Annotated in this window: 17 protein-coding genes; all 17 read left to right on the top strand. The window is 41.4% G+C overall.

Annotated features, from left to right (window positions below; translation table 11 throughout):
* The first annotated feature begins 112 nt into the window (after positions 1–112).
* The 17 genes from CS948_RS03290 (at position 113) to CS948_RS03370 (ending at position 24,460) form a co-directional block, all read left to right on the top strand.
* Positions 113–628 (top strand): RNA polymerase sigma factor, encoded by a 516-nt coding sequence (locus CS948_RS03290; protein WP_176554892.1) that lies wholly within the window; start codon positions 113–115, stop codon positions 626–628.
* Positions 629–769: 141 nt separating this feature from the next.
* Positions 770–1,939: a FecR family protein gene (locus tag CS948_RS03295; protein ID WP_099290324.1), complete on the top strand. Its 1,170-nt coding sequence runs from the start codon at positions 770–772 to the stop codon at positions 1,937–1,939.
* Positions 1,940–2,093: 154 nt separating this feature from the next.
* Positions 2,094–5,651 (top strand): SusC/RagA family TonB-linked outer membrane protein, encoded by a 3,558-nt coding sequence (locus tag CS948_RS03300; protein WP_255301837.1) that lies wholly within the window; start codon positions 2,094–2,096, stop codon positions 5,649–5,651.
* Between the two features lie 11 nt (positions 5,652–5,662).
* Entirely contained in the window at positions 5,663–7,198 is a 1,536-nt protein-coding gene (locus CS948_RS03305) for a RagB/SusD family nutrient uptake outer membrane protein (protein WP_099290325.1), read from the top strand.
* 27 nt (positions 7,199–7,225) lie between these two features.
* Entirely contained in the window at positions 7,226–8,182 is a 957-nt protein-coding gene (locus CS948_RS03310) for a hypothetical protein (protein WP_141560874.1), read from the top strand.
* 46 nt (positions 8,183–8,228) lie between these two features.
* Positions 8,229–9,233 (top strand): TlpA disulfide reductase family protein, encoded by a 1,005-nt coding sequence (locus CS948_RS03315; RefSeq protein ID WP_099290327.1) that lies wholly within the window; start codon positions 8,229–8,231, stop codon positions 9,231–9,233.
* A gap of 138 nt (positions 9,234–9,371) precedes the next feature.
* Entirely contained in the window at positions 9,372–11,072 is a 1,701-nt protein-coding gene (locus CS948_RS03320; protein WP_099290328.1) for a S8 family serine peptidase, read from the top strand.
* A gap of 6 nt (positions 11,073–11,078) precedes the next feature.
* A complete protein-coding gene (locus tag CS948_RS03325; RefSeq protein ID WP_099290329.1) occupies positions 11,079–12,221 on the top strand; it encodes a hypothetical protein in 1,143 nt (380 codons plus the stop codon).
* A 43-nt stretch (positions 12,222–12,264) separates the two neighbouring features.
* Positions 12,265–13,422, top strand: a complete 1,158-nt coding sequence (locus CS948_RS03330; RefSeq protein ID WP_366842308.1) for a hypothetical protein — start codon at positions 12,265–12,267, stop codon at positions 13,420–13,422.
* Between the two features lie 35 nt (positions 13,423–13,457).
* Entirely contained in the window at positions 13,458–14,729 is a 1,272-nt protein-coding gene (locus CS948_RS03335) for a thioredoxin domain-containing protein (RefSeq protein ID WP_099290408.1), read from the top strand.
* Between the two features lie 16 nt (positions 14,730–14,745).
* Positions 14,746–15,855: a TlpA disulfide reductase family protein gene (locus CS948_RS03340; protein ID WP_099290330.1), complete on the top strand. Its 1,110-nt coding sequence runs from the start codon at positions 14,746–14,748 to the stop codon at positions 15,853–15,855.
* Between the two features lie 3 nt (positions 15,856–15,858).
* On the top strand, positions 15,859–16,674 hold the full coding sequence (locus CS948_RS03345; RefSeq protein ID WP_141560875.1) for a hypothetical protein: 816 nt from the start codon (positions 15,859–15,861) through the stop codon (positions 16,672–16,674).
* A 28-nt stretch (positions 16,675–16,702) separates the two neighbouring features.
* Entirely contained in the window at positions 16,703–17,791 is a 1,089-nt protein-coding gene (locus CS948_RS03350) for a TlpA disulfide reductase family protein (protein WP_099290332.1), read from the top strand.
* 6 nt (positions 17,792–17,797) lie between these two features.
* Positions 17,798–18,889 (top strand): TlpA disulfide reductase family protein, encoded by a 1,092-nt coding sequence (locus CS948_RS03355; RefSeq protein ID WP_099290333.1) that lies wholly within the window; start codon positions 17,798–17,800, stop codon positions 18,887–18,889.
* A gap of 236 nt (positions 18,890–19,125) precedes the next feature.
* Positions 19,126–19,704 carry an RNA polymerase sigma factor gene (locus tag CS948_RS03360; RefSeq protein ID WP_099290334.1) on the top strand — a complete coding sequence of 193 codons (579 nt, stop codon included), beginning with the start codon at positions 19,126–19,128 and terminating at the stop codon, positions 19,702–19,704.
* A 93-nt stretch (positions 19,705–19,797) separates the two neighbouring features.
* Entirely contained in the window at positions 19,798–20,985 is a 1,188-nt protein-coding gene (locus CS948_RS03365) for a FecR family protein (protein ID WP_099290335.1), read from the top strand.
* A gap of 103 nt (positions 20,986–21,088) precedes the next feature.
* Positions 21,089–24,460 carry a SusC/RagA family TonB-linked outer membrane protein gene (locus tag CS948_RS03370; RefSeq protein WP_099290336.1) on the top strand — a complete coding sequence of 1,124 codons (3,372 nt, stop codon included), beginning with the start codon at positions 21,089–21,091 and terminating at the stop codon, positions 24,458–24,460.
* Positions 24,461–24,467: the final 7 nt, after the last annotated feature.

Genomic DNA, 24,467 nt, shown 5'->3' on the forward strand with positions numbered 1-24,467 from the left:
GTAATTGGTATTCGGAAAAATATAATATCTTTGTGTTGCAAGATATGAATAAAGGATCGTTTATTGATATATAATGTTGGGTGATAGGAAAATAAATATACGTCAAAAAGAGGTGTTTGATAAATGCTTTCGTGGTTATTATCAGACACTTTGTTATTTTGCGTATAATTATTTAAAGGGGCAGGAAGAGGCGGAAGATGTTGTACAAGAAGTTTTTGTTAAATTGCTTGACGCGACAGAGAGTTTTGATGACGAGGAGCACTTGAAACATTACCTTTATAAAGCGGTTCGGAATGCATGTCTGAATCAAATAAAACTCTCGGGCATTCGGTCTGAAATCCTGAATAATATACAAAAAAATACCCTTCCTGACGAAAATGATTTTTTTTGTAGTGTGGTTCGGGCTGAGGTCTATGGTGAGATTATGGCTGCCATTAGTGAATTACCGAACGAGTGTGGACGTGTTTTTAAGTTGGCATATGTGGAGGGTTTTAGTAACGAGGAGGTTGCCGAGCAATTGTCTATCAGCGTGAACACGGTAAAATCCCAGAAGAATAAGGCAAAGATTCAATTGCGGGAGAAGTTGAAAGGGTTGTATCCGGTATTGTTGCTTATCTTGAATATATAGATTTTTTTTTTTTTTTGTGTGTGAGTTATTTTCTTGAAAAATAGTTGTTTGTAGAAAAAGATTGCTTTTTTACGAAAAAAACGAGTTTCGCGTAATCCTTTTTCCCGAGTTATTTGTATTAGGGTAAATTTAGAAAAAGTGATGAAGAATCCATTTAAGTTTGCAAAGGAATTATTACGGTATAGCCGGGGAGAACTTTCAGGACGAGAGAGGGAAGAGATGGAGAATGTGCTAGAGGAAACAGAGGGATTGAATGAATTAGTGCGGGAGCTGGGGGACAAGGAGCGTATCAAGGAGGAGTTGAGGGTAATCCGGACTTTTGACACGGAAAAAGCGTTGAAAGAAATAAACCGGAAGCGTGGAAAAGGACGGCGTTTATTTATACCGTGGGTGGCAGCGGCTTCTGTCGTGGTTGTTGCCGGAATAACAGCCTTGTTTTTGTTGAATCGTGTTCCGGAAAAGGCAGCGAACGTACCTGTTGTGGCAAGAGTGGAACCCGGGAAAGCGAAGGTTACTTTTGAAATGGCTTCCGGGGCTAGATTCGTGTTGGATACATTGACCTCGACGATTCGTAATGATAGGGCTAACGTGGCTTTTGAAAACAGTGACGGTACTCTTCGGGTTGAAGAGCAGGTTGATACCGTGGGGGATAATGTTCCCGAGGTAGGGAGGAATAAGATATTAGTTCCTTATGGTGGTACTTATTCATTAATTCTTGCCGATGGAACGAAGGTATATTTGAATTCGGGGACGGAGTTGGAGTTTCCCTCTCGTTTTAGTAAAGAAAAACGGCAGGTAACTTTGAAGGGTGAGGCTTATTTTGAAGTGGCCAGAAATGAGAATAAACCTTTTATAGTGCAGGTCAACGAGATGGCGGTAAAGGTGTTAGGCACATCTTTTAACGTGAAATCTTACGTTGACGAACCGGGTGTATACACGACGTTGGTAGAGGGTAGTGTTGCTATTGTTCGCGATGGGCAACCGGACAAAGTGATTGTTCCGGGCGAACAGGCTTACTATAACAAGGGCGTTGGTACATTGAGTGTTAACCCGGTAGATGTGGTTGAATTTATTGCTTGGAAGGATGGTTTCTTCTTGTTTAAGGATCTGCCTTTGGAGGAAATCCTGCGTATCGTGTCGAGGTGGTATGACGTGGATGTGTTTTACGTGAATCAGGGAGCGAGAAGCGTGGTGTACAGTGGTAAATTGCCGATGTATTCTTCTATCGAAGACGTGTTGAGGAAGTTCGAAATCTCGGGAGAGGTTAGGTTTGACTTAAAAGGAAGAGTTTTAATGGTTTATGACAAATAACAAACGGGATTGGGCAATCCCGTTTGCGATTACTCACTCGTTGGGCAACGAGTAGAATAAATGTTTAATTTAAATGTGATACAAATCTATGAAAAAAAATTGGGACTTGTTGCCAATAATATGGCAATACAGGAAAACTAAATTCTTTTTGTGTATGAGAATCTTGATGATTTTATTGCTGATCGGGTCTTTGCACCTCTCGGCAAACAGCTTTTCGCAGACAAGGGTGTCTTTAAATATGAAAGACGCTACGGTGCAGGAGGTCTTTTCCAACTTGGAGAAGATGACGGATTACACGTTCCTGTACAAGTTGGATTTGGTAGGCAAGTGTGGAAAAGTGAACGTGGAAGCCACGAATAAAGATTTCAGTCAATTATTGGAGGATTTATTGAGTCCGCTTGGTTTATCTTTCAAGATTGATGATCGGGTGGTGGTGATTACTGCTGCTAGGGTGAAGGATGAGAAGAAAGATGAAAAGAAAATGATCACAATCAAGGGACGTTTGTTCATGGCGGATAGTACCACGGTGCCGGGGGCGACGGTTATCTTGAAAGGTACGTCTACTGGTGTAATCACGGATATGGCGGGTGAATTTACTATTACCATCCCGGAAATGGAGGCTCCCGTGTTGGTGTTCTCGTTTATGGGGTTAAAAACGAAAGAGGTGAAGTACACCGGACAGAAGATTATGATGGTGTTGATGGAAGAGGACTCGAAGGCGATGGATGAGGTGGTGGTTACCGGGTATCAAAGTGTGAATCGCCGGGATATGGTGGGTGCGTATACGACGGTGAAGGCATCGGATATAATTATGCCTGCTTATAATTCTATTGACCAAATGTTACAGGGACGTGTCGCTGGTATGGTGGTTATGAATACCAGTTCCCGTGTGGGTACGAGTCCGAAAATTAAAATTCGGGGAACCACGACATTGCTGGGAAATCAGGCTCCTTTGTGGGTTGTAGATGGTATCATTCAGGAAGATCCCCTAGAACTGGAATCATCAGCTATGTTAACACAAGATTTGAAAGATATTATCGGTAGTCAGGTATCTTGGTTGAATCCTATGGATATTGAAACAATTACAATATTGAAAGATGCTTCGGCTACAGCTATTTATGGTTCAAAGGCTTCTAATGGTGTAATAGTGATTACAACAAAAAAAGGGAAAATGGATCGAATGACTATAAATTATTCAGGTAATATGTCCATTAATACCAAACCTAATTATGGTATGTTTAATTATATGAATTCTAAAGAGAGAACAATCTTTGCACAAGATATGTTTAATGCTGGGGCTTCATATCATATTGAACCAATAAAGCAACCATACACTTATGAAGGGGTGATGAAAATGTATCTTGAGGGAGAGATGAGTTATGATGATTTAGTAAAGAAAAAACATTATTTTGAAACAGTAAATACGGATTGGTTCGATTTGTTGACTCAGACAGCCGTTAGTCACAATCATAACTTGAGTCTTTCCGGGGGTACAGAAAAAGTAACGTATAATGTTTCTTTGGGATATAGTAATTCTTTGGGGCAAGAAATTGGAAATTCCAGTGAGAAGATGACAGGAAGAGTAGGGGTTGGTATACAATTGCATGAAAAGGTACGGCTAGATGCTAGTTTTAATGGAACTATCACAACGAATAAAGGGTTTGGACAAGAGGTGAATCCAATGTCATATGCCACTACGATGAATCGGGCTGTACCTGCTTATGATGAAAATGGAGAGCCAGTTTTTTATCAAAAATCATCCGGATATTATTATTCTAATATTACTTCGTTAGGGTATAATTTTATTAATGAACGGGATAATAGTGGATCGCAAGTAGAATCTTCCCATTTTGCTACTAGTTTGAATTTTAGCTGGGAGTTTCTCGATTGGTTAAAATATGAGTTCACTGGAGGATATTCTCGTTCGGATAATAATAATGAAACATGGAGTTTGGAGAAGACTCATTATATTGCAGCTAAATATCGTGGGTATGATTATGGGGCGGTGGAGCCGGGAAGTGCGGCTTTTAAAGCGGCGCAATTGCCTTTTGGCGGAGTATTATATACTTCAGATGCAATGACAACTGCTTATAATATTCAAAATAAATTATTGATATCTAAAAGTTTTAATGAAGATCATCGTTTGAATGTGATGTTGGGATTAGAGGTTCGTTCCTCGTCGGTGAAAAACAACGTGAATACTGTTTACGGGTATGTTCCCGAGCGGGGAGAGAAGTTAATTAGACCGACAATACCGGGAAATTTTGAGCCATTAAAGAATTCGAAGCCGACGGATTGGGGGATTTTAGAAGATTTGTATAGGACATCTTGGAATCGTACGAAAAATACGGATAATTTTCTTTCATTTTTTACAACGATAGCTTATTCGTTGAAAAATAGATATGTATTCAATTTTTCTCTTCGGAATGATGCCTCCAATCGCTTTGGACAAGACGTGAATAATCGTTTGGACCCAACTTATTCGTTTGGCGTGTCGTGGAGAATGATGGAAGAACCTTGGCTTGCCAACATTACGAGTTTCTTGAACTCTTTGAATTTCCGAGCAACTTATGGAATACAGGGGAATGCGATGAAAAAGTTAGGACCAGATTTGGTTCTTACTCAAGGCGATATAGCTCAAGTGTATAATCAATATCAATCTAAGATTAGTAGATTGCCTAATCCAAATTTATCTTGGGAACGGACGAAATCCTGGGATTTCGGATTGGATATGCAATTGTTTGATATGTTTAATTTAGTATTTGATTATTATTGGAGGACTTCAAATGCCGTTGTTACTCAGGATATATCGTATGAATATGGTGTAACAACGATGGATATGAATGGAGGGAGAATAAAAAATAGTGGAGTAGAGTTTACGGTTAGTTTTACTCCGATACAAAAGAAAGATTGGGCGTTAAGTATTTCTTTGAACTCATCGAAAAACTGGAATAAAGCAGGGAAAGAGCAGTATGCGGCTACAAGACAGGATTTGTTGAATGGGAGAGGAGATAAAGTGTTGAAGAAAGGTTATCCTATTTCCGGTTTTTGGTCTTATTCTTTTGCCGGATTGAGTGCGGAGGATGGGCACCCATTGTTTAACTATATTGATGTGCCGGAGGAAAATAGAGATTCTAAAATAGACCCGACCACGTTCTTGGTATACTCGGGTGAAACAGAACCAGCGTTTACGGGGGGATTAAATTTAGGTATGCGTTGGAAGAGTTTGTCGCTATCAACTAACTTCTCTTTATTGATTGGGGCTAAAAAACGTTTGCCTTCTCCTTATAAAAATTTTCCTGGCGGGGGCCAATATGTCCCTGGAGAGTTGGATAATTTGAGTCGAGATTTGAATAAGCGCTGGAAAAAGGCAGGTGATGAGGAAAGGACAAATATTCCCGGGGTAGTTCTACCCGGAATGGCTGCTTCTTCAAACTTACCGGATAATGCCACGGTAGATTGGATGACAATGTGGGAGATGTCTGATGTGATGGTAGCAAATGCTTCATTTTTTCGTTGCAATCAATTGTCATTAAGCTGGAATGTAAATCGTGAATGGTGTAAGAAAGTGGGCTTGAAAACACTTTCTTTAAGTGCGGGTGTATCAAATTTATTTTTTATTGCCAGCAAGCGTTTTAACGGTTTTGATCCAGAGTTAGGTGATAGTGTACATCCTAAGAATTATTCTTTTGGGGTTAATATTGGATTTTAATAATGAAAGAGATGAAAAAGATATTGATTATTTTAATTATAGGCATACTTGCAGCATGTTCCGATTTTTTAGAGCCGAAATCACAAAGTGAGTATATTCCCAAGGAGGCTGCAGCATTGAATGAAATGTTGTTGGGAAATGCTTATCCGGTGGCTTCTAATGGTAAACATCTTTTAGATATTGTTTCTTTATTAGATGATGATGTTATGTGTACGGATTCGGAAGGCGAAATAAGTAAAACTGCTCAGTCTAATAGTTTTATAGCATTAAAGGCATTGTTTTCCTGGCAACCGAATATCTTTAAACTATTGAAAGATAATATGATGGAAATTAATCCATGGGGAGATTATTATGCACTGATATTGGGAACTAATGCTGCCTTGGATTATATAGATGATGTGTCCGGTAGCGTAGAGGAGAAGAGTTTGGTAAAAGCACAGGCTTTGGCTTTGCGGGCGTTTTATTACTTCCAAATGGTGAATATTTTTGGAGAATCTTACAATTATAATAAAAAAGGGTTGGGGGTTCCGTTAAAAATGACGAGTGAGTTAGAAAAGCGAGATATACCTAGAAATACAGTAGAAGAGGTGTATAATCAAATTTTGGAAGATTTGGGAGAAGCTGAAAAATTGTATATTTCTTTACCAAAAACCGTGCAATTCAAAAAAGATTATAGAACGAGTTTACCTATGGTGCAATTGTTGAAATCTCGAGTGTATTTGTACATGGAGGATTGGGAGAATGCAGCTATTTATGCTAAAAAAGTGATTGATGATTGGGATTTCTCCTTGACAGATCTGAATGCTTTGCCAGAGAAATCAATCGCTAATCCATATTATAATTTTATTTCAATGGATTGTACGGAAACAATTTGGGTATTTGGAGAAATTAGTAAATACACAAATTTTTTGACAACAATCGTGGTTATTGATGATTATTGGAAGGATGATGCAACTATTGGAATTAAATTTTTTAATGTGTCAGATGATTTGTATCGTTTATATGTAGATGGAGATTTAAGGAAGGAAAATTATATAGTGCGTTCTATGTTTAAGGATTCGAAGGGGGAACGATATGATGGAGATAATATGGCATTAGGAAAATTTGCAATTAGTTCAGAACGAGAGCCGAGAAATGGAGAGAATTTTGCTCATGCTTTCAGGTTACCGGAAGCTTATTTGAATTTGGCGGAAGCCGCAGCTAAAGGTGGAGATGATGAAATTGCACTTAAAGCTCTGAATGATTTAAGAAGAAAACGTTTTTCGAATGAAGGAGAGTACAAGGATATTTCAGGCATTAGCGGTGAGAAATTGGTTGAAAGGATACGTTTGGAAAGGCGTTTGGAACTTTGTTTTGAAGGACACCGTTGGTTTGATTTGAAGCGTTATGGAATGCCTTCTATCGTACATGTGTGGAAAGATAACGGAACCCCAATACAATCTTATACTTTATCGGAAAAAGATCCGTTTTATGTTATACCTATACCGGATGATGTATTAGATAAGAACAAAAATTTGGAGCAAAATAAATTGCCCAATCCGAGATAATGAAAGTTGAATATAAAGATGAATGCTATGAAATGGATATATTATATTTTATGTTGTGTTGGGATTGTAGGAGTTTTTACGTCGTGTTATGATGAAAAAGCGTTAACTCCTACGGAGGATGGTGAAGGAATGAGCCGATATGAATTTCCTCAAGGAACAAATTCTTGGGATAAAGATATAGAAGAGATTGCGGAAGAATTTAACGTATATCTGATATATAAGAATTTTAAACCGGCAGATTTTAATCGTTCGTGGACGGGAGTTGCTGGGTCCGATTATAAAGCTCAAGATTTGACGGATGAGCAGGCAGAGTTTGCAACAAATTTTATGAAGAATCATATTTTTGCTTATCTGAATAAAGAGGTAACCAAGAAAGTTTTGCCAATGTATTACTATATGGCATCTGATTATCATTATGTGTGGAGATTGGATTTAGGTTTTATGGTAATGGAACAGAAAGTTATGATGCCAGATGTTTTTGATGGGATGGATTTCTGGGCTATTTGTTTGTTTGCGGATGATGATTCTGAAATGGACGTGAGTGAAATAATAGAAGCACCGGTGACGAAAGAAGATTATTATTACAGGAGGAGAGGAATTTTATTGCATATTCTAAGGACTGCTTATGAAAAAAGAAATATAGAAATTCCGGCAGGTTTTGAAAATGGTTTTGATTATCAATCTGATGTTAAGTATGAATATGGGCAAGAAGGAGATAAAGATTATTATGTGAGGAGAGGATTCCCTGGTATTTCCAATGGAGATGATTTAAATTCTGTAAAAAATATAGGGGAAATGAATAACGAGAAGAATTTTCAAGCATACATACATCTATGTGCATATTATACAGCAGAAGCATTGGAAGAAATGTGGCCACAAGCAGAATATCCTTTCCTATGGGAAAAAAGAAGTTTTATTTTGAATTATATGAAGACCAAATATAATCTTGATTTGGAAGCAATGGCTGAAGGACCAGAGATATAAAAATATTAATCGGGAGGAATTTTCCTCCCGATAAAAAACGAATGGTATGTTTAAAATCGGATATATACTTGTTATTTCGTTATTGTTGAGTGTTACAACTTTTGCTCAATCAGGATTGAAGATTTCCGGAAAGGTGAGGTTGTTGAAATCAACAGAAATAGAATTGAGGACGATTGAGGGAGAAAGTTTGTTGGCGGTTTTGGCAAAGAATGGGGAGGAGTTTGTTATGGGACCTTTGGAGATAGTGCCGGATGTTTACCTAATTTGTTTCGGGGAAACGAGGCAGCCGATTTATTTGACGAATACCGAAGTGACGATAAAAGGATTTTACGATTGTCAGAATGTGGGGAATAGTTCGTTGGATTTCACGGGGATTGACAAGTATTATGAATTGTTGAAGTGGTTGCCGAAGGAGCAGTTTGCGCAAGATAAGACGATAGATATGGGTGTGAAAGGGAAGTTGGAGGGGAATATGTATAGTGCCTTGGCGTATATTGCGGATATGTCAACTTATGAGCCGAATAAGTTGTTGTTGGACTGTATGGCGGGGAGAGCGTTGGAAACGGCTTCCGGGAAGTGGTTGAAGCATCGGGCGGATAGTTTGTATCATTATTCGATAGGTGCCCCGGCGTACGATTTCACATTTCAGGATGCTAACGGGAAAAAGGTGAGGTTGAGTGATTTTCGCGGAAAGTTTGTTCTCGTGGATTTTTGGGCTTCATGGTGCGGACCGTGTCGTGGGGAGATGAAGAAGTTGGTACCGATATACAACGAGTTGAAGGGGGATGATTTGGAATTTATCAGTATATCGTTGGACTCGAAAGAGAAGAATTGGAGAAAGGCATTGGAAGAGGAGAAATTGCCTTGGGTGACGTTGTGGGATGAAGAAGGTTTTGTTATAGGTAACAAGCCGAACACGATTCAACGGGCGTATGGTTTTTATAGTATCCCGTTCATTGTTTTGATTGACAAGGAAGGACGTTTGCTGGCAAAGGATTTGAGGGGAGAGCGGGTGAAGGAGGAGATTCTGAAAGCCAGAAGGGGGTGGTAATTTTAGATTTATGATTTATGATTTACGATTTTAAATTTTAGATTTTAGATTTACGATTAGAGGTTTTGATTTTGGATTAACGATTGGTGAGAACGAGTCGTATTGATATTGTATTGTAAAAAAGTAAAACTGTAAGAGATGAAAAAGTATTTTCTGTTATTAATGGCAAGTGCATGTATCAGTGTTGCTGATGCACAGTTGGTGAAACAGAATGATCAGGGTGAAAAGAAGCAGGCTGATCTGGATTGGTATAATTGTTCGTTTGAAAAGGACGGGGTGTACGGTGCGGAAATAAACAAGGCGTACGATTTTTTGAAAGGGAAAAAGATTAAAAAAAGACCGGTGGTTGCTTTGATTGTGACGGGAATGGATGTGGAACATGAAGATTTGAAGCAGGCGATTTGGTTTAACCCGAAAGAAAAGGCTAATGGAAAGGATAACGATAAAAACGGTTTGGTAGGGGATATCAACGGTTGGAATTTCTTGGGCGGTAAAGACGGTCAAGTGATGGAGAGTACGATGCGGGAAGGTGACCGGGAGTTTTTACGGTTGAAAGATAAGTATGCTGATTATATATTCGACGGGAAGGATTATTACAAGGTTATTAACGAGAAGATGACGAAGGTGGCTGCCCCGGAAAATATAGAAGAATATAATTATTTCCGTAATAAGGTGTTACCGGAATCTCCGATGGCAGGTAGTTATGCCGGGTGGCAATTGACTTATTTGATAAGGGATTATGCCGCTAAGTTTGACCGGATGATGAAAGAGCGTTTTCCGGGAAAAGAGTTGACCCAAGAAGAATTCGGGATTTGTTATGACCCGAAAGCACCTCGCGATTCTTTGTCTGAAGTGGCGTTTATGATGTGTGCTTATGCTTTTAGTGTTTATCAGTCAGATAAATGGGAAGATGTTTATAAAGGGATAAAAAGTGGTGCCCAGATTGAATTGTCTGGAAAAGAATACAGGGAGAAAGTAGAGCGTTTCGGGTCGGATGGGCGTGCTGAAATCATAGGAGATAATTATCTGGATATAAATGATAATAAATACGGGAATAATGTATTGTTGACGACAGATGCTGCGCTTGGTACTATGGTTGCCGGTATTGTTGCCGGTAAGAGAGATAATGGTTTAGGGGGAAACGGTATTATGGATGAGGCAGAGATTATGGCATTGCGGGTTATGGCAGAGGGAGAACCTTATTTGAAAGATATTGCGTTGGCCATTCGTTATGCCGTGGACCACAACGCTGATGTTATCATGTTGCCGGTTCAGAACACGCTTTACCCGGAGGAGCAGAAAAAATGGGTTAGTGATGCTTTGGAATACGCGGAGAGTAAAGGTGTTTTCGTTGTTTCTCAAGTGTGGGATGCGGCGCAGGATTTGGCAGAGGAAACTTATTTCCCGAATCGTTGGATGACGGGTAAAAAGGAATTGACGAATTTGATGATAGTTGCTTCTTCTGATAAAGCGGGGAATCCGTCCATGGATTCGAATTATGGAGCCAAAGAGGTGGATTTGTTTGCCCCGGGTAGAGATATTTATTCTACCTACACGGGAGATACCTATCAAACAGGAAACGCTATCGGTTTTGCTGCCGCAACCACGGTGGGGGTCGCTGCTTTGATGAAAGCGTATTACCCGGAGTTGACCGGAACGCAGATTCGAAATATCTTGTTAGAGTCCGTAACATCCAGAAAAGACGCGGAGGTTGAAAAGGCTATTGTCGTGAATGGGCAACATACACAAGATTTATTCTTGTTTGGAGATTTGTGCCTTTCCGGTGGGATTATTAATGCTTATCAGGCAGTAGTGGCTGCTGATAAGGTGTCTAAATAATGAGTGATGAGAATAGGAATTAAGATTATTCTCGGATTGTTGTTGTGTTTGATTGTTGTGCCGCTTTCGGCACAACAAGTCAAAAGCGTGATACCGTACCGGATGGTGGGGGGAAAGATGATTGTGGATATGAGTGTGAATGGCAAGGTGCGTTCGTTTATATTCGACACGGGGGGACAGATGGCTTTGACCGGGGAGCTTTGTGATGAGTTGAATATTCCGGTGGTGGATTCGGTGAAGGTGACGGATGTAAACGGAAAAGAGGTGGGACTTCCCCGGGTGCTAGTGTCTAGCCTGTTGACCCCGGATGAGCGAATTAATTTCTCCGGAGTTCCGGCAATGAAGTTATCAACACCTTCTCCTTTCGAATGCTTCCACGCGGATGGATTGATTGGGAGTGATTTGCTTAAGAATCTGATTGTCGAGATTGATGGTAAAACTAAAACGATAACGGTAACTTCTGCCGAGAAAGCATCGACCGTTTCTTTGCGTAAAATGCTTCCGTTTTCGGGGAAAGGATATATGCCGATTATCACGTTGCAAGCCGGAGCGGGAAATAGTTTGGTTGCCTTATTTGACACGGGGTGTCCTAGTTTTTTGTCCTTGAAGGACACGGACTACGAGGGGCTGAGTGCTAAAAGTGCTTTTGAGGTGAAGAGTGAAGGAGTCGGGGGAGGCTCTATAGGTGTCGGGGGGATGACTGAGTCAAAAGTCGCGTATCGAGTGGAGTTCCCGCTTTTGTCGGTGGGAGCGACTAAATTCAAGAATGTGACGGCAGAAACTTCAACGCCGCCTTACACGTTGTTGGGGGTGAAGTTGTTGGAATACGGTAAGGTGACGATTGATTATTCTCGTAAACGCTGGTATTTTGAGCCTTACGAGCAAGAGTTTGACATGGCAAGTAAGCATTATAACGTGAATTTGCAAGTGAAGGATGGAGATTTAGTGGTTGCTACGGTATGGACGGCTATGAAAGAAGTGGTAGAACCCGGTGATAAAGTGCTAAAGATAAATGGCAAACCCACGGGGAAATATGATTTTTGCGAGAGTATTATCACGGGAATACCGGAATTGAAAGCGAAGAAAAAGACGAAATTGACAATTCTCACGAAGGAGGGGGAGAAGGTGATAGTGTATCAAAAAGAATGAGGGGATTGGCTATTTATGATTTACGATTTATGATTTTGGATTTATGATTATGAGGAAATTGGCGATGATAGTCGGGATGTGTCTGTTGGGGATGACTACATGGGCACAATCGACGAAACGGGTGTGTGACACGATACATTACGAGTTCGTGCAGGATAAGATTATTATTCCGGTGACGGTGAACGGGGTGGCAGTGAAATATATCGTGGACACGGGAGGGCAGACCGGGACGGATTGGGAGAACGTGCAGAAGATGGAAGGTGTTGCCACGGGAGCCTCGAATCCTATTTCTGATTTGAACGGGATGAAACAATTGTATCAGGTGGCGGAAGTGAAAGACGTGCAGTTGAGCCCGAATTATAAGTTGTCAAAGATGAAAACCATGGTTTTCCCCGTGGGCGGATTGTTTCAGGCGTTGGGGGTAGCCGGAATCCTTGGAGGAGATGCGTTTGCCCAATCGGTGGTGACGTTTGACGCGAGGGAGCAAATTATGGTGATTAATTACCCGTATCGTCCCGAGCGTTTGAAGATTACAGACGGGGTGGAGATGTTCGGGGGGACGACTCACCACTCTATCGTGAAAATGGAGTTGGGGGGAGTAGAAAAAGAAGTGTTGTTTGACACGGGTGCGGGAGGCTTTTTGTTGTTGAATGATGCTGTTTTTAAAGAGATTGAGGAGAATGGAAATGGGGAAAGAGTGGCACGAGGTTGCGGAATTAATGGAATAGGATTGGAAGGATTGTGCGACCCGGTGGAGATAGAGAAAGTCAACGTGAAAGAAATGGTTGTTTTAGGGAAGAAATTCACGAATGTCGGGAGCGTGATTTCAGGGCGTAACTCTATCCTTGTTGGGGTTGATTTGTTGAAATACGGGAAAGTGGTGATTGATTATATGCGGAATCGCTTGTATTTTTTCCCTTTTGATTCAGGAGCTTCGGATATGGGCGGTGCGCCTAAAACATGGAACGTGGGTATTTTGCCCGCTAACGAGCGTTTCGAGATTACCACGATATGGGATAGCATGAAAGACGTGGTGGCTTTGGGTGAGCAAGTGGTTGATATTAACGGTACGGATATCACGGGATTCCCGATGAGTCAGGCGGTGATTGATGATTTGATGAATGCTATCGTGGAGGATACAGCCTATATTATTGTGTTGCGGGACGGAAAGAAGGAAAAGATAGAGATTAGGAGGGAGTGATTTTATTTATGATTTTGGATTTACGATTTATGATTATGAGAAAGTTAATGATGATATTGGGGTTGAGTTTGTTGAGTATAATGACATGGGCTCAATCGAAGAATACGTCCGTGGAGGTAAAGGATTACCGGGAGGTGGACGGAAAGATTATTTTGGAAATGGTGGTGAACGGGGTGATGGCTGATTTCGTTTTGGATTTGGCGGGGCATAATGCAATATTGCCGGAATACGTGGAAAAGTTGAATATTGATGCGAACGTGAAGGGAGATTTCCGTTACGATACATTTCAATACAAACGGGTTCCGGTGGAGAAATCGGTAAATATAGAAACAATTTCCTTTGGGAATAGCGTGTTCGGTAACGGGGTTGCGGCATTTGTGTTGAAAGATGAACCATATTTGCGAAAATTGGGTGTCGCTGGTATTGTCGGGGGAACGTTGTTTCGGAATGTCGTGTTGACGATAGATTCGAGAAGAAAGAAAATCACGATGAGTAATCCTTATCGTCCTGCTTATATGAAATTGGACCATCGTTCTAATATAGAAGTGGTCACGGGTTCCGGGATAGTTTGTCCCGTGGAATTGGATGGGGTATCTTACTCTTTGTTGCTGGATACGTGGAGTGATGGAATGATTGTTTTGAACTCGGCTGACTTTGCCGGATTCAGCGGGAAGGACGGGAATGGAATGAAGAAAAGCGTCGGGTATGCTGGTACTGACGTGGCAGCCTCGAGTAAGATTGCCGGGAAATGTCGTTTCGTGAAAAGCGATTTCACGGATGTGGCTGTTGTCGAGAACGAGTCTTTGCCTCGGTCGGTACTGGGAAACGGTATCTTGAAGCAAGGGTTGGTTTCCATTGATTACGGGAAACAGAAAGTGTATTTCCAACCGTTTGATTTGGCAGAGGTGAAAGATGAAGTGACGGGAAGCAATGAAGTAAAGGTGGAAGCCGGTAAATTGAACCCGATAACACGGGAGTATTTTTTGGAGCATGTTTACGATTACCGGAAGAGCAAGGAGTTTGTGTTCAAGGGAGATAAACCTGTCGTGATTGATTTCTGGGCAACTTGGTGCGGACCGTGTATGCGCTTGATTCCGGAGTTGGAAAAAATGGCGGAAAAGTATAAAGACCAAGTGATATTCCTGAAGGTGAATGCCGATAAAGAGAAGGAGTTGTGCGGTATGTTTAATGTTGTGGCGTTGCCTACATTGTTCTTTATTCCTGTCGGGGGCAAGCCGATAATAGACGTGGGGGCGACTCCGGAAAAGTACGTGGAGATTATTGAGAACCAGTTGTTGAAGAAGTAGAATTAATTGATAGATTATGAGATTAATAGGAATTGTATTCTTGTTGTTCGTGTCTTTGAGCGGGATGGCACAGCAGGCCGAAACGTTGAAAGAATACGTGACGAAGAGATGGGAAGATTTCAAGGTGCCGGAAAAAGAGGTTGCTAAAGCGATTCTGGCTGAACGGGAACAAATAGCAAGATATATAAAAGCGAATGGCGCTTCGAGGGAGGCAGTACAGGAGAACGGGGCTCAAGCTATTCGTCGGGTGGCTGATTTGTATGACGAGGGAAAAGATGCCCGGTTAAAGGCTTCCGTGATTAAGAAAGTATTGAAAGGTGTTGACTTGTCATCTAAGGAATTCGTGAAATGTTCCGGTTTAGAGTTTGTCGTGGAGGATTATTACGGCTTGAAAGCAGTCATGGAAGGTGCCCCGGCAGAAGAGGCTTGGGGAAGTATGTGGTTTAATACCACGGTAGAAACGATAGGAAATGACTATGATTACCGGAGGTATCGTCAGATACTTGAATTGAATAACCCGGAGTTGTCATTGGCTTATTTGTCTTGTTTGAGGTCTGTTTTCAGGTATAACGGGTACACGAAGGGATTGGACGAGCTCCGTCCGTTGTTCGAGAAGAATATGCCGGAAGGGGATTTGAAGGATGAAATCAATAAATTGTACGAGGGGTACGAGCATCTGAAAGAGGGAAATGTTGCTCCGGCATTCACGCTGAAGGACTTTAAGGGGAAAGAGCATTCTTTGGCGGATTATAAAGGGAAGGTGTTGGTCATTGACGTGTGGGCTACGTGGTGCGGGGGATGTATTGCCAAGTTGCCGACATATATGGCTATGAGTCAGAAGTATAAAGAACGGGATGATATTGAATTTATCACGATATCGATAGATGATAAAGGGGCTTTCAATAGTTGGAAGTATGCCTTACCTCGTTTGAAGTTAATGGGAGTGACTAATTTATTGGCATCCAAGGGTGAGTGTACTTTCCAGAAAGATTATAACATAACAGGTATTCCTCGTTATTTTCTGATTGATAAGGAAGGGAAAATCGTATCGGTTTATGCCCCGACACCCGGAAAGGCTTTTGAAGCATTGATTGATAAGACATTGGAAAAATACGTAAGAGAGTAGTGTATGAAAATAACTGTTTGGTGCGTGCTTTTGTGTATGCTGGCAACCGGGCAACGGGTAAATGCCCAAGGTAAGGTGACGGAACAACAAAAGAGTGAATACGCGAAAGGAAATCAGGACCCGAAGTTTTTAAAGGGGTATATTGATGCCTTGAAGGCTGACGGGCGGACAGACGAGTTGAATGATGCTGTCGACCGTTATCTGATGGTGCTCCCGTTGAATGAACGTTATTCGGGGGAAAACTTGCATTATTTTATAGAGGATATAAATAGTTTGAATGCGAAGTCTTTCACGGGTATTATTGAACATTGGAAAGATATTCCTCTGGCAGCGAATCAGGTGGAAGAGGTCGTGAAGAAGATTAATGACGTGTGTAAGACGACATTTTTTCAGACCTTTTTTCAAGAAGGGGACGCCAAGGGAATGCCGACCGTGGATTGTTCCTCGTTGCTGGCAGCTTTGAAAGGGGCGAAAATCCCGGTGCCGGAAACCCGTCGCCGATTGATAGAGATGTGGCAGAATTGGCGGGAGAAAAAGGTTGATAGTATGATTCGTGCTTTTGAACAATTTGTTACCGCATATGCGAACGAGGATAAGGAGGGGGCTTTGCAACTTGACCTGATGTTGGACGGTGTCGTTTTGGGGAATATATTGAATTATATATTGGAAGAATGTAATTTTGAGCAATGTTCGAAGATGTTTGAAGTTATGGAGCATGCCATCGAGAAAAACGGGCGTACCGGACTCTGGGATTTGATAGGAAAGTCAAGAGATAATTTTGAGGGGAAGAAGATGATGTTGGAACTGGGAGAGGAATGATTACGAGGATATATTAAATGAACAAGATATGAGATACTTCATTGCTTTTTTAGTGGTTTGTTGTGTAGGATGTACACGATCATCACGTTACGCTTTTACCCTGAAAGGTGATCTGGACGGGATGAAATACGGGAAGGCTTTTTTGATAGCCCCCGGGGATAGTGCAAAGATTCTGTATACGGCAGAGATTGACGGCGGGAAGTTTGAAATCAAGGGTGAGTTGGACGAACCGGGGTCGTATATATTGAAGGTGAATCGTAGGCAGTTCTATTTTTTCATGGATGGAAAGAATATGGAGGTGACAGGCGATTATTCAAAGTTGGGGAATCGTAGCGTGAAAGGCTCTCCTGCCAATGACTTGAACGAGGAATACGATAAGATTGCTCAAGAACAATTCTATACCGTGAGAAACGCACTGATAAGCGAGTACAAGGAGGCTTTGGACGCGGGGGAACAAAAGTTGGCGGACGAGAAGATGACGGAAGCGTTGAAAGCGGAAGAAATTCAATATCGTTTGACGAAAGAGTTTGTCAAGAAATACCCGGACAATATGTTTTCCGCTTATATTGCGGATAATGTAAAAGGGGAGAGCCATGAGAAGGGGAAGGCGTTGTACGACTTGCTTTCGGAAAGGAATAAATCGTCCTATTACGGGCGTTTGTTGAAGAAACACACGGATGAATTGGCGGTTTCGGCTTTGGGGGTTCCTTGTCCTAACTTCACGGCAACGGATGAGTCTGGGAATAAGGTATCTTTGGATTCCCAGAAAGGGAATATTCTGATATTGGATTTTTGGGCATCTTGGTGCGGACCGTGTCGGCAGGAGATGAAAAACCTGCGGGAGCAGTACGCTGAATTTAAAGACCAAGGGGTGCGTATCATGAGTATTTCTTTGGATGATTCCGTGGAGAAATGGAAGAAAGCTTGTGATGAGGAGCAGATACCGTGGATTAGCGTGAGGGATGACAACGGGTGGTCGAAGTCGGAGATACGGAAATTGTTCGGGATACAGGCCATTCCTTTTATCGTGTTGTTGGATAAAGACGGAAATATCGTGGCAAAGAATATCCGTCGGAATAGTTTACGGGAGAAGATTGTCGAATTGTTGCAAAAATAGTAGGTTATGAAGGCAAGAAATATTTTACTGGTTTGTATCATCTTGTGTGGTGCTTTTGGCAGTTATGCCCAACAACAGAAATCGAAGGATGAGGTTTTGCTTGAAAAGATATACGCTATTTATAATCGTATCCCTAGGGGATTGGGTAAAGATGAACTTGTCCGGAAGGTGAATGATGCGGAAAGGGAGGTGCGGCAGGCTATGGATTCTCTTTCAGGCAAGGATGCCAAGCGGAAGGCGGAGTTACTTTGTTATAACGGGATATTGTGGAGTCTGGGTGCGCAAGTTGTTGAGATGAAAGATAAGACATTACAAAATGAAGTCGCGGAACGAGTGAAAGGACTGGATTTGGATTCTCCGGTATTGGAGGTGTTGACAGACGTGGAGAGAACCAATTTGTTGAACGGGTATTTCCGTTTTTTTATGCCGGAATTGTCTGAATTGGCACGTGCTACTTATGTTTTGTATAATATCAAGAGTGAAGAGGTACGCAATCCTTACGTGTTGTCCGCTTTGGTTTCCGAGTTGAAGCGGCACGGCTACACGGATGAGGTGAAAGGTCTGATGGAGGATATAGAAATTTGTTCCAAGACCGAGTCAACCCGTCAGGCGGCGTTGGAATTGAAGGAGAGGTATTATCCCGTGCGCGTGGGGGCTATGGTTCCGGATTTCGAAATGGAAGACGAGAACGGGAAAATGATAAAACTTTCGGATTTCAAGGGAAAAGTTGTGTTTATTGATGTCTGGGCGACTTGGTGCGGGGGATGCGTGGCAGGATTGCCCGCGTTTATAGAACTCAAAAAGCAATATAAGAATCGGGATGATATTGTATTTCTGACTATTTCCGACGACGGGGTGGAAGCAAAAGCCCGTTGGAAGAACTTTCTGCAAGAGAAAAAGTATTCCGGGATTATGCCGCATCTGATTATTAATAAAGAAAAGGATAATTTCACGGGGGATTATTGTATCACGGGTATTCCCCGGTATATCCTGATTGATAAAAGTGGAAAAATCGTGAATGCATGGCATGTCGGGGCGAATCACGAGTATTTCCCGTTCTTTTTCTCCATGGAACTGGAGGGGATGAATAGGGAATAAAGGATGTTTTTCGGGTAATTTCGGTGTAATTCTAAAGTAATCCTGTTTCAGCTTCTTTATCGTATAAGTGTATTATATGTGGTTTATAATTGGAACGAGGTTGTATTACTTTAGAATTCCTTTGGGATTACCCGAAAAATATCTTGTATTGAAAAAAGATGAATGATATGTGAATTTTGTTTGTTTTCTGATTTTTAATACATATTTTTGTTTTTACTTTATAGGTCAATTGTATTATGGAGAAGGCAAACAATAATAATGGCTCATTGTTAGAACGTCTACAACGGGGAGATGAGCAGGCTTTTCAAGTATTATTTGAAGAGTTTTATGCTTCCTTATGTTTGTTTGCAACTCATTACTTGGGGGATCGGGAGGAGGCGGCTGATGTTGTACAAGAAGCATTCTTGAAGTATTGGTATCGGCATACTGATTTCGATGATTTTCGAAGAATTAAGTCTTTTCTGTACGTGGTGGTGCGCCATGCTTGTTTTAATTTACTTCGGAACAGAAATTTGCGTTTTCGTCTTTCGGATGAGTTGATTCGGGATTCGGAACAAGACTTTCAGAACCGGGTGATGGAGGAAGAGGTACATCGTGTTTTTAATCGGGCAATAGATGCTCTACCAATGCAAATGCGGACGGTTATTAATTATTCCTTGGACGGCTTGAAAAATGCGGAGATTGCTGAGAAGATGCAAATATCCGAAGGTACTGTGCATGCTTATAAAAAAGAAGCTTACAAGAAGTTGAGAGTCAGTTTAAAAGAGTATTATTATCTATTGCCTGTTATTTTATTTCTCTCGAGTGAGTGTTAATAAAAATTAAATATTTAAAGTCCAACACTCCCTAAAATAGGCTTTTTGTGTTCTAGTTGAAAATTACAGAAAAACGTATAACTGGAATACAATATGAATGACGATTTCTTTGATATAGCCGAGTTGGTTAGTAAATATCTGACGGGAGATTTGACTGTTACCGAACAGGTATATTTGGATGAATGGTTGAGTCTTGCAGAAGAGAATCGAGAGTGGTTCCGTTTGGTAACCAGTGACGAATTTGTCGTTCGTAAACGACAGGAATTGAAATCGATAGATGTTCAAGCCGGGTGGAGGGCTCTTTCTCGGAAACGAGCCCGGGAGCGTAAGCGATATTTGTGGATTGATTTCTTGAGATATGCTTGTATTTTTATCCTTGTAGTATCTCCGGTGATTTACTTTTTTATGCAACATACAAGGGAGTGCGTGGATATTAATGCTATGCGGGTGGAAATCCAGCCGGGTACTCCTAAAGCCATGTTGCATATGGCAGACGGTACTATCGTGGATTTAGCTACTCGTTCACGTGATACCTTGAAAGAGTTGGATGGTACGTTGATTGGTTTACACGGGGAGAGTATTGTTTATAAAAATACGGGTATGGCTGAAAATATAGATACGGTTGGCAAGGCAAATTTGTACAATGAGCTTGTCGTACCCCACGGAGGTGAGTTCGTGTTGACTCTTTCGGATGGAACTTTAGTATGCTTGAATGCGGGTTCCAAGTTAAAGTTTCCGGTAAGGTTTAATGGGGATACAAGACATGTTGAATTGGAAGGTGAGGGATATTTTCAGGTAGTCCGGAACGAGAAAATGCCTTTTGTTGTAAGGGCTTCCGGTATGGATGTAGCCGTGTTGGGTACGGAATTTAATATATCTAATTATCCGGAAAATGCAGAGGTCCAAGCAACTTTGATTAAAGGAGCTGTGAAAGTAATTAATTTGAAGGATGAAAATAGTTTTGTGTTGAAGCCGGGTGAACAAGCGGTGCTTGACAAGCAAAACGGAAAGATGACAGTGGCAGAAGTAGATGTCTCTTATGCCATAGCCTGGAAGGAAGGATGTCTTCGATTCCGGGATCGTCCATTGAAGGAGATCATGGATTTTATTGCCCGTTGGTATGATGTTGACGTGGTGTATGAAGATGAAGAGGTGAAAGACTATCTTTTCGGGTGTAATTTTGATCGGCATGAAACGATTGAACCTTTGCTGGGATTCTTTGAACGTACCGGGACGGTACATTTCAGAATCAAAGGTAGGAAAATTGTAGTAAGTAAATAAGTTGAACTACATAAAAATAGCGAAGAATATGCGACTATCCTTCGCTAGTTGATAAGAGCCTCTTGCCGGAGGCATAACTTAAACTTAAATCAATTTCAAAAGTATGAAAAAAAAACGTAGGTGTACTCATTTATGGGTGACAAAAGTGAAAAATTTGTTGCTTGGTGTGCAAGTAGCAGTTTGCTTATTCCTATCAGGAGGTCGAGTTGCACAAGCAATGACGGATGAGCCGTTGATTAATCTTTCGATGAAAGATGTGTCGGTAAAGGATGTCATTTGGGCAATCGAGAAACAGTCGAAGCTCGTGTTCGTGTATAACACGAGAGATTTGGATCAAGCGGGTAAAATTGATGTAGAAATCAAGGACAAAACGGTGCGAGAGGCTCTTGATATTTGTTTGAAAGGCACGGGACTGGAGTATGAAATACAACAGAATACCGTGATCGTTAAACGTAAACAGGAGAAAGCCCCGGAGATAGAGAAACTTGTGGTCAAAGGAAAGGTGGTTGACCGGGATAGCGTTCCTTTGCCGGGGGTAACAATTGTTTTGAAAGGAACTGCTTTGGGCGTTGTTTCTGATAAGGATGGAAAATTTAACTTCGAGATCCCGAAGATGGAACATCCGGTACTTGTTTTTTCGTTTGTCGGGATGCAGACACAGGAACATCAATATACGGGTAAGTCGGAGATTCGGATCATGATGGTCGAGGATGTAAAGAGTATGGAAGAGGTAGTGGTGACCGGAATCTTTACTCGGAAAGCAGAAAGTTTTACCGGGGCGGCAAAAACATTCCGAAAAGATGAGTTGAAACGGGTAGGGAATACCAATATATTTCAAAGTTTGAAAAACTTGGACCCTTCTCTTAAAATTCTGGACAATAGAACAATGGGGTCAGACCCGAATACTTTGCCGGATATGAGGTTGCGAGGAACTTCATCTTTTCCGGCAGAAGGGAGTGATATTAATCTGAAAGGGAATTATCAGTCGCAGCCTAATCAGCCTTTGTTTATTTTGGATGGTTTTGAAACAACCGTGGAAACTGTGTTTGACTTGGATATGAACCGTGTCGAGAGTATTACGATATTGAAAGATGCTGCTTCTAAAGCAATTTATGGTTCAAAAGCCGCTAATGGAGTGGTGGTTATTGAAACGGTAGGGCTCGGAGTGGAAGGTGTGCGGGTAACTTACACGGGGAATTTGGATTTGGAAATGCCCGATCTGACCAGTTATAATTTGTGTAATGCGGCAGAGAAGCTGGAAGCCGAGAGACTTGAGGGGAGTGTATATCAGGATTCGTATAACGGGATGAGCAAGTATTACGAACGATTGAAGCTCGTTAAGGACGGTTTGGACGAGTATTGGCTGTCTAAGCCTTTGCGTGTTGGGGTTGGACAGAAACATGCGCTCACGTTCGAAATGGGGAACAAGGAGATGAAAACGCTTTTCAACGTGGCGTATAGTAACGTGGAAGGTGTCATGAAAGAATCCTATCGTAATACTTTTTCGGGAACGGCACAAATATCTTATCGTAAATCGAATTTTTTGTTTCGGGATATAGCCACAATTACCCGAAATAAAACACAGGATTCTCCTTACGGTACTTTCAGTGAATACGCGAAGGCTAATCCTTATTCCCCGGCATATGATGAAAAGGGTAAACCGATGGAATATTATGCCCGGGGTACTTATTCGGAAAAGTCTCCTTTGTATAATGCTAACACGAATACTAAAGATCAGACTTCTTATTTGAATTTCACGAATAATTTCTATATCGAGTGGACAATTATTGAAGGGCTTAAAGCGACGGGACGTGTGAGTTTTACGACAAAACGGAGTGATGCTGACGAGTATTATCCTTATAATCATACCAGTCAAAGCAATTACAGTCGGGACGTGTATTACAAAAGAGGTGCTTATACTCTGAACACGGGGAAAAGTAACTCGGTATCAAGTGATATTTACTTGAATTTTTCTAGAACATGGGGAAAACATACTTTGTTTGCCAATGTGGGATGGAATATTTCGGAGAATGAATATATGGAGATTGTAAATGAGGCTCAGGGATACAAGACTGACAGTATGGACGAGTATATCTTCGGAATGATGTATAAAGAAGACGGTAAACCTTCCGGCAGCAGTTCTAAAAACAGGAATGTCGGGGTGTTGGGAGTATTTGCCTATACTTATGACGATCGATTTTTATTGGATGCTACTTTGCGTGGAAGTGCGGCGTCTGTGTTTGGGACTGATAATCCTTGGGCTACATTCTGGAGTGTCGGATTAGGCTGGAACTTGCATAACGAGAAGTTTATTCGGGATTGGGGTTTTTTGGAGCAATTTAAAGTAAGAGGTTCTATCGGTTACACGGGTAACCAGAATTTTCAATCCAATAAAGCGGTGGCAACTTATAAATATTATATGAAGGAAAATTACAATTATTATTGGAGTGGTGCTTATTTGAGTAATATGGAGAATCCGGCACTTCAATGGGAGTTGAAAAAAGATTATAACGTGGGGCTTGATTTGAGAATAAAGGGTGTTACGCTGACTTTTGATTGGTATACTTCCAACACGGAAAATCTCGTGTCACAGATCACGATACCTGCCTCAACCGGATTTACTTCTGTCAGCGAGAACCTTGGGTTGGTGCAGAACCGGGGTGTGGAGGTTTCGTTAGGGGTAAATATATTCAATCGTAGGAATTTCTTTTTGAACGTGAATGGTAATATAACAACGAATAATAATAAATTGAAGAAATTGTCAGATGCGATGAATACTTTCAACGAGAATCAGAGGGCTTTGGCTGCAAAGGAGAATCGAGTTACACCGGTGGTGATGTATTATGACGGGATGCACATGAATACGATTTGGGCTGTACCTTCTTTAGGTATTGATCCGTCTGACGGTTATGAAATTTATTTGAACCGGGACGGACAGATGACAAAGCAATGGAAAGCTGAAGATATGGTTGCCGCCGGAGTTGAGGATTCTAAATATAACGGTAATTTTGGTTTGAATGGCGAGTATAAAGGGATTGGTTTGAGTGTCGTGTTCACTTTTCTCGGAGGTGGAGAACTTTACAATCAAACGCTGGTAGATAGAGTTGAAAATGTCAATATTACTTATAATGTGGATAAACGGGTTTTATCGGGGAGATGGAAACAACGGGGGGATCAAACACAATTCCGGAGGATTAAGAATTTAGGTGATACATATATCATGGGAAATATGCAGGAATCGGATTATACGCGGGCAACGACTCGTTTTGTGCAGAAGGATAACGAGTTGAATTTGTCAGCCTTGAGCGTGTATTATGATTTTCCGCGTGCATGGATGAAGCATATCGGATTCGAGAGAGTGAGATTACAAGCAAACATGAATGATGTTTACAAGTGGTCGTCTATCAAGATCGAACGGGGAACATCCTATCCGTTTGCTCGGACGTTGAGTTTTTCTTTAACAGCAACTTTTTAACGGGTAA

The organism is Butyricimonas sp. Marseille-P3923 (assembly GCF_900184685.1).
GTDB classification, from domain to species: domain Bacteria; phylum Bacteroidota; class Bacteroidia; order Bacteroidales; family Marinifilaceae; genus Butyricimonas; species Butyricimonas muris.

What these genes read in the sequence shown, in the direction of transcription:
- CS948_RS03295 (WP_099290324.1), top strand. Translation starts at nt 770, where the DNA reads ATGAAGAATCCATTTAAGTTTGCAAAGGAATTATTACGGTATAGCCGG.
- CS948_RS03300 (WP_255301837.1), top strand. Translation starts at nt 2,094, where the DNA reads ATGAGAATCTTGATGATTTTATTGCTGATCGGGTCTTTGCACCTCTCG.
- CS948_RS03305 (WP_099290325.1), top strand. Translation starts at nt 5,663, where the DNA reads ATGAAAAAGATATTGATTATTTTAATTATAGGCATACTTGCAGCATGT.
- CS948_RS03310 (WP_141560874.1), top strand. Translation starts at nt 7,226, where the DNA reads ATGAAATGGATATATTATATTTTATGTTGTGTTGGGATTGTAGGAGTT.
- CS948_RS03315 (WP_099290327.1), top strand. Translation starts at nt 8,229, where the DNA reads ATGTTTAAAATCGGATATATACTTGTTATTTCGTTATTGTTGAGTGTT.
- CS948_RS03320 (WP_099290328.1), top strand. Translation starts at nt 9,372, where the DNA reads ATGAAAAAGTATTTTCTGTTATTAATGGCAAGTGCATGTATCAGTGTT.
- CS948_RS03325 (WP_099290329.1), top strand. Translation starts at nt 11,079, where the DNA reads ATGAGAATAGGAATTAAGATTATTCTCGGATTGTTGTTGTGTTTGATT.
- CS948_RS03330 (WP_366842308.1), top strand. Translation starts at nt 12,265, where the DNA reads ATGATTATGAGGAAATTGGCGATGATAGTCGGGATGTGTCTGTTGGGG.
- CS948_RS03335 (WP_099290408.1), top strand. Translation starts at nt 13,458, where the DNA reads ATGAGAAAGTTAATGATGATATTGGGGTTGAGTTTGTTGAGTATAATG.
- CS948_RS03340 (WP_099290330.1), top strand. Translation starts at nt 14,746, where the DNA reads ATGAGATTAATAGGAATTGTATTCTTGTTGTTCGTGTCTTTGAGCGGG.
- CS948_RS03345 (WP_141560875.1), top strand. Translation starts at nt 15,859, where the DNA reads ATGAAAATAACTGTTTGGTGCGTGCTTTTGTGTATGCTGGCAACCGGG.
- CS948_RS03350 (WP_099290332.1), top strand. Translation starts at nt 16,703, where the DNA reads ATGAGATACTTCATTGCTTTTTTAGTGGTTTGTTGTGTAGGATGTACA.
- CS948_RS03355 (WP_099290333.1), top strand. Translation starts at nt 17,798, where the DNA reads ATGAAGGCAAGAAATATTTTACTGGTTTGTATCATCTTGTGTGGTGCT.
- CS948_RS03360 (WP_099290334.1), top strand. Translation starts at nt 19,126, where the DNA reads ATGGAGAAGGCAAACAATAATAATGGCTCATTGTTAGAACGTCTACAA.
- CS948_RS03365 (WP_099290335.1), top strand. Translation starts at nt 19,798, where the DNA reads ATGAATGACGATTTCTTTGATATAGCCGAGTTGGTTAGTAAATATCTG.
- CS948_RS03370 (WP_099290336.1), top strand. Translation starts at nt 21,089, where the DNA reads ATGAAAAAAAAACGTAGGTGTACTCATTTATGGGTGACAAAAGTGAAA.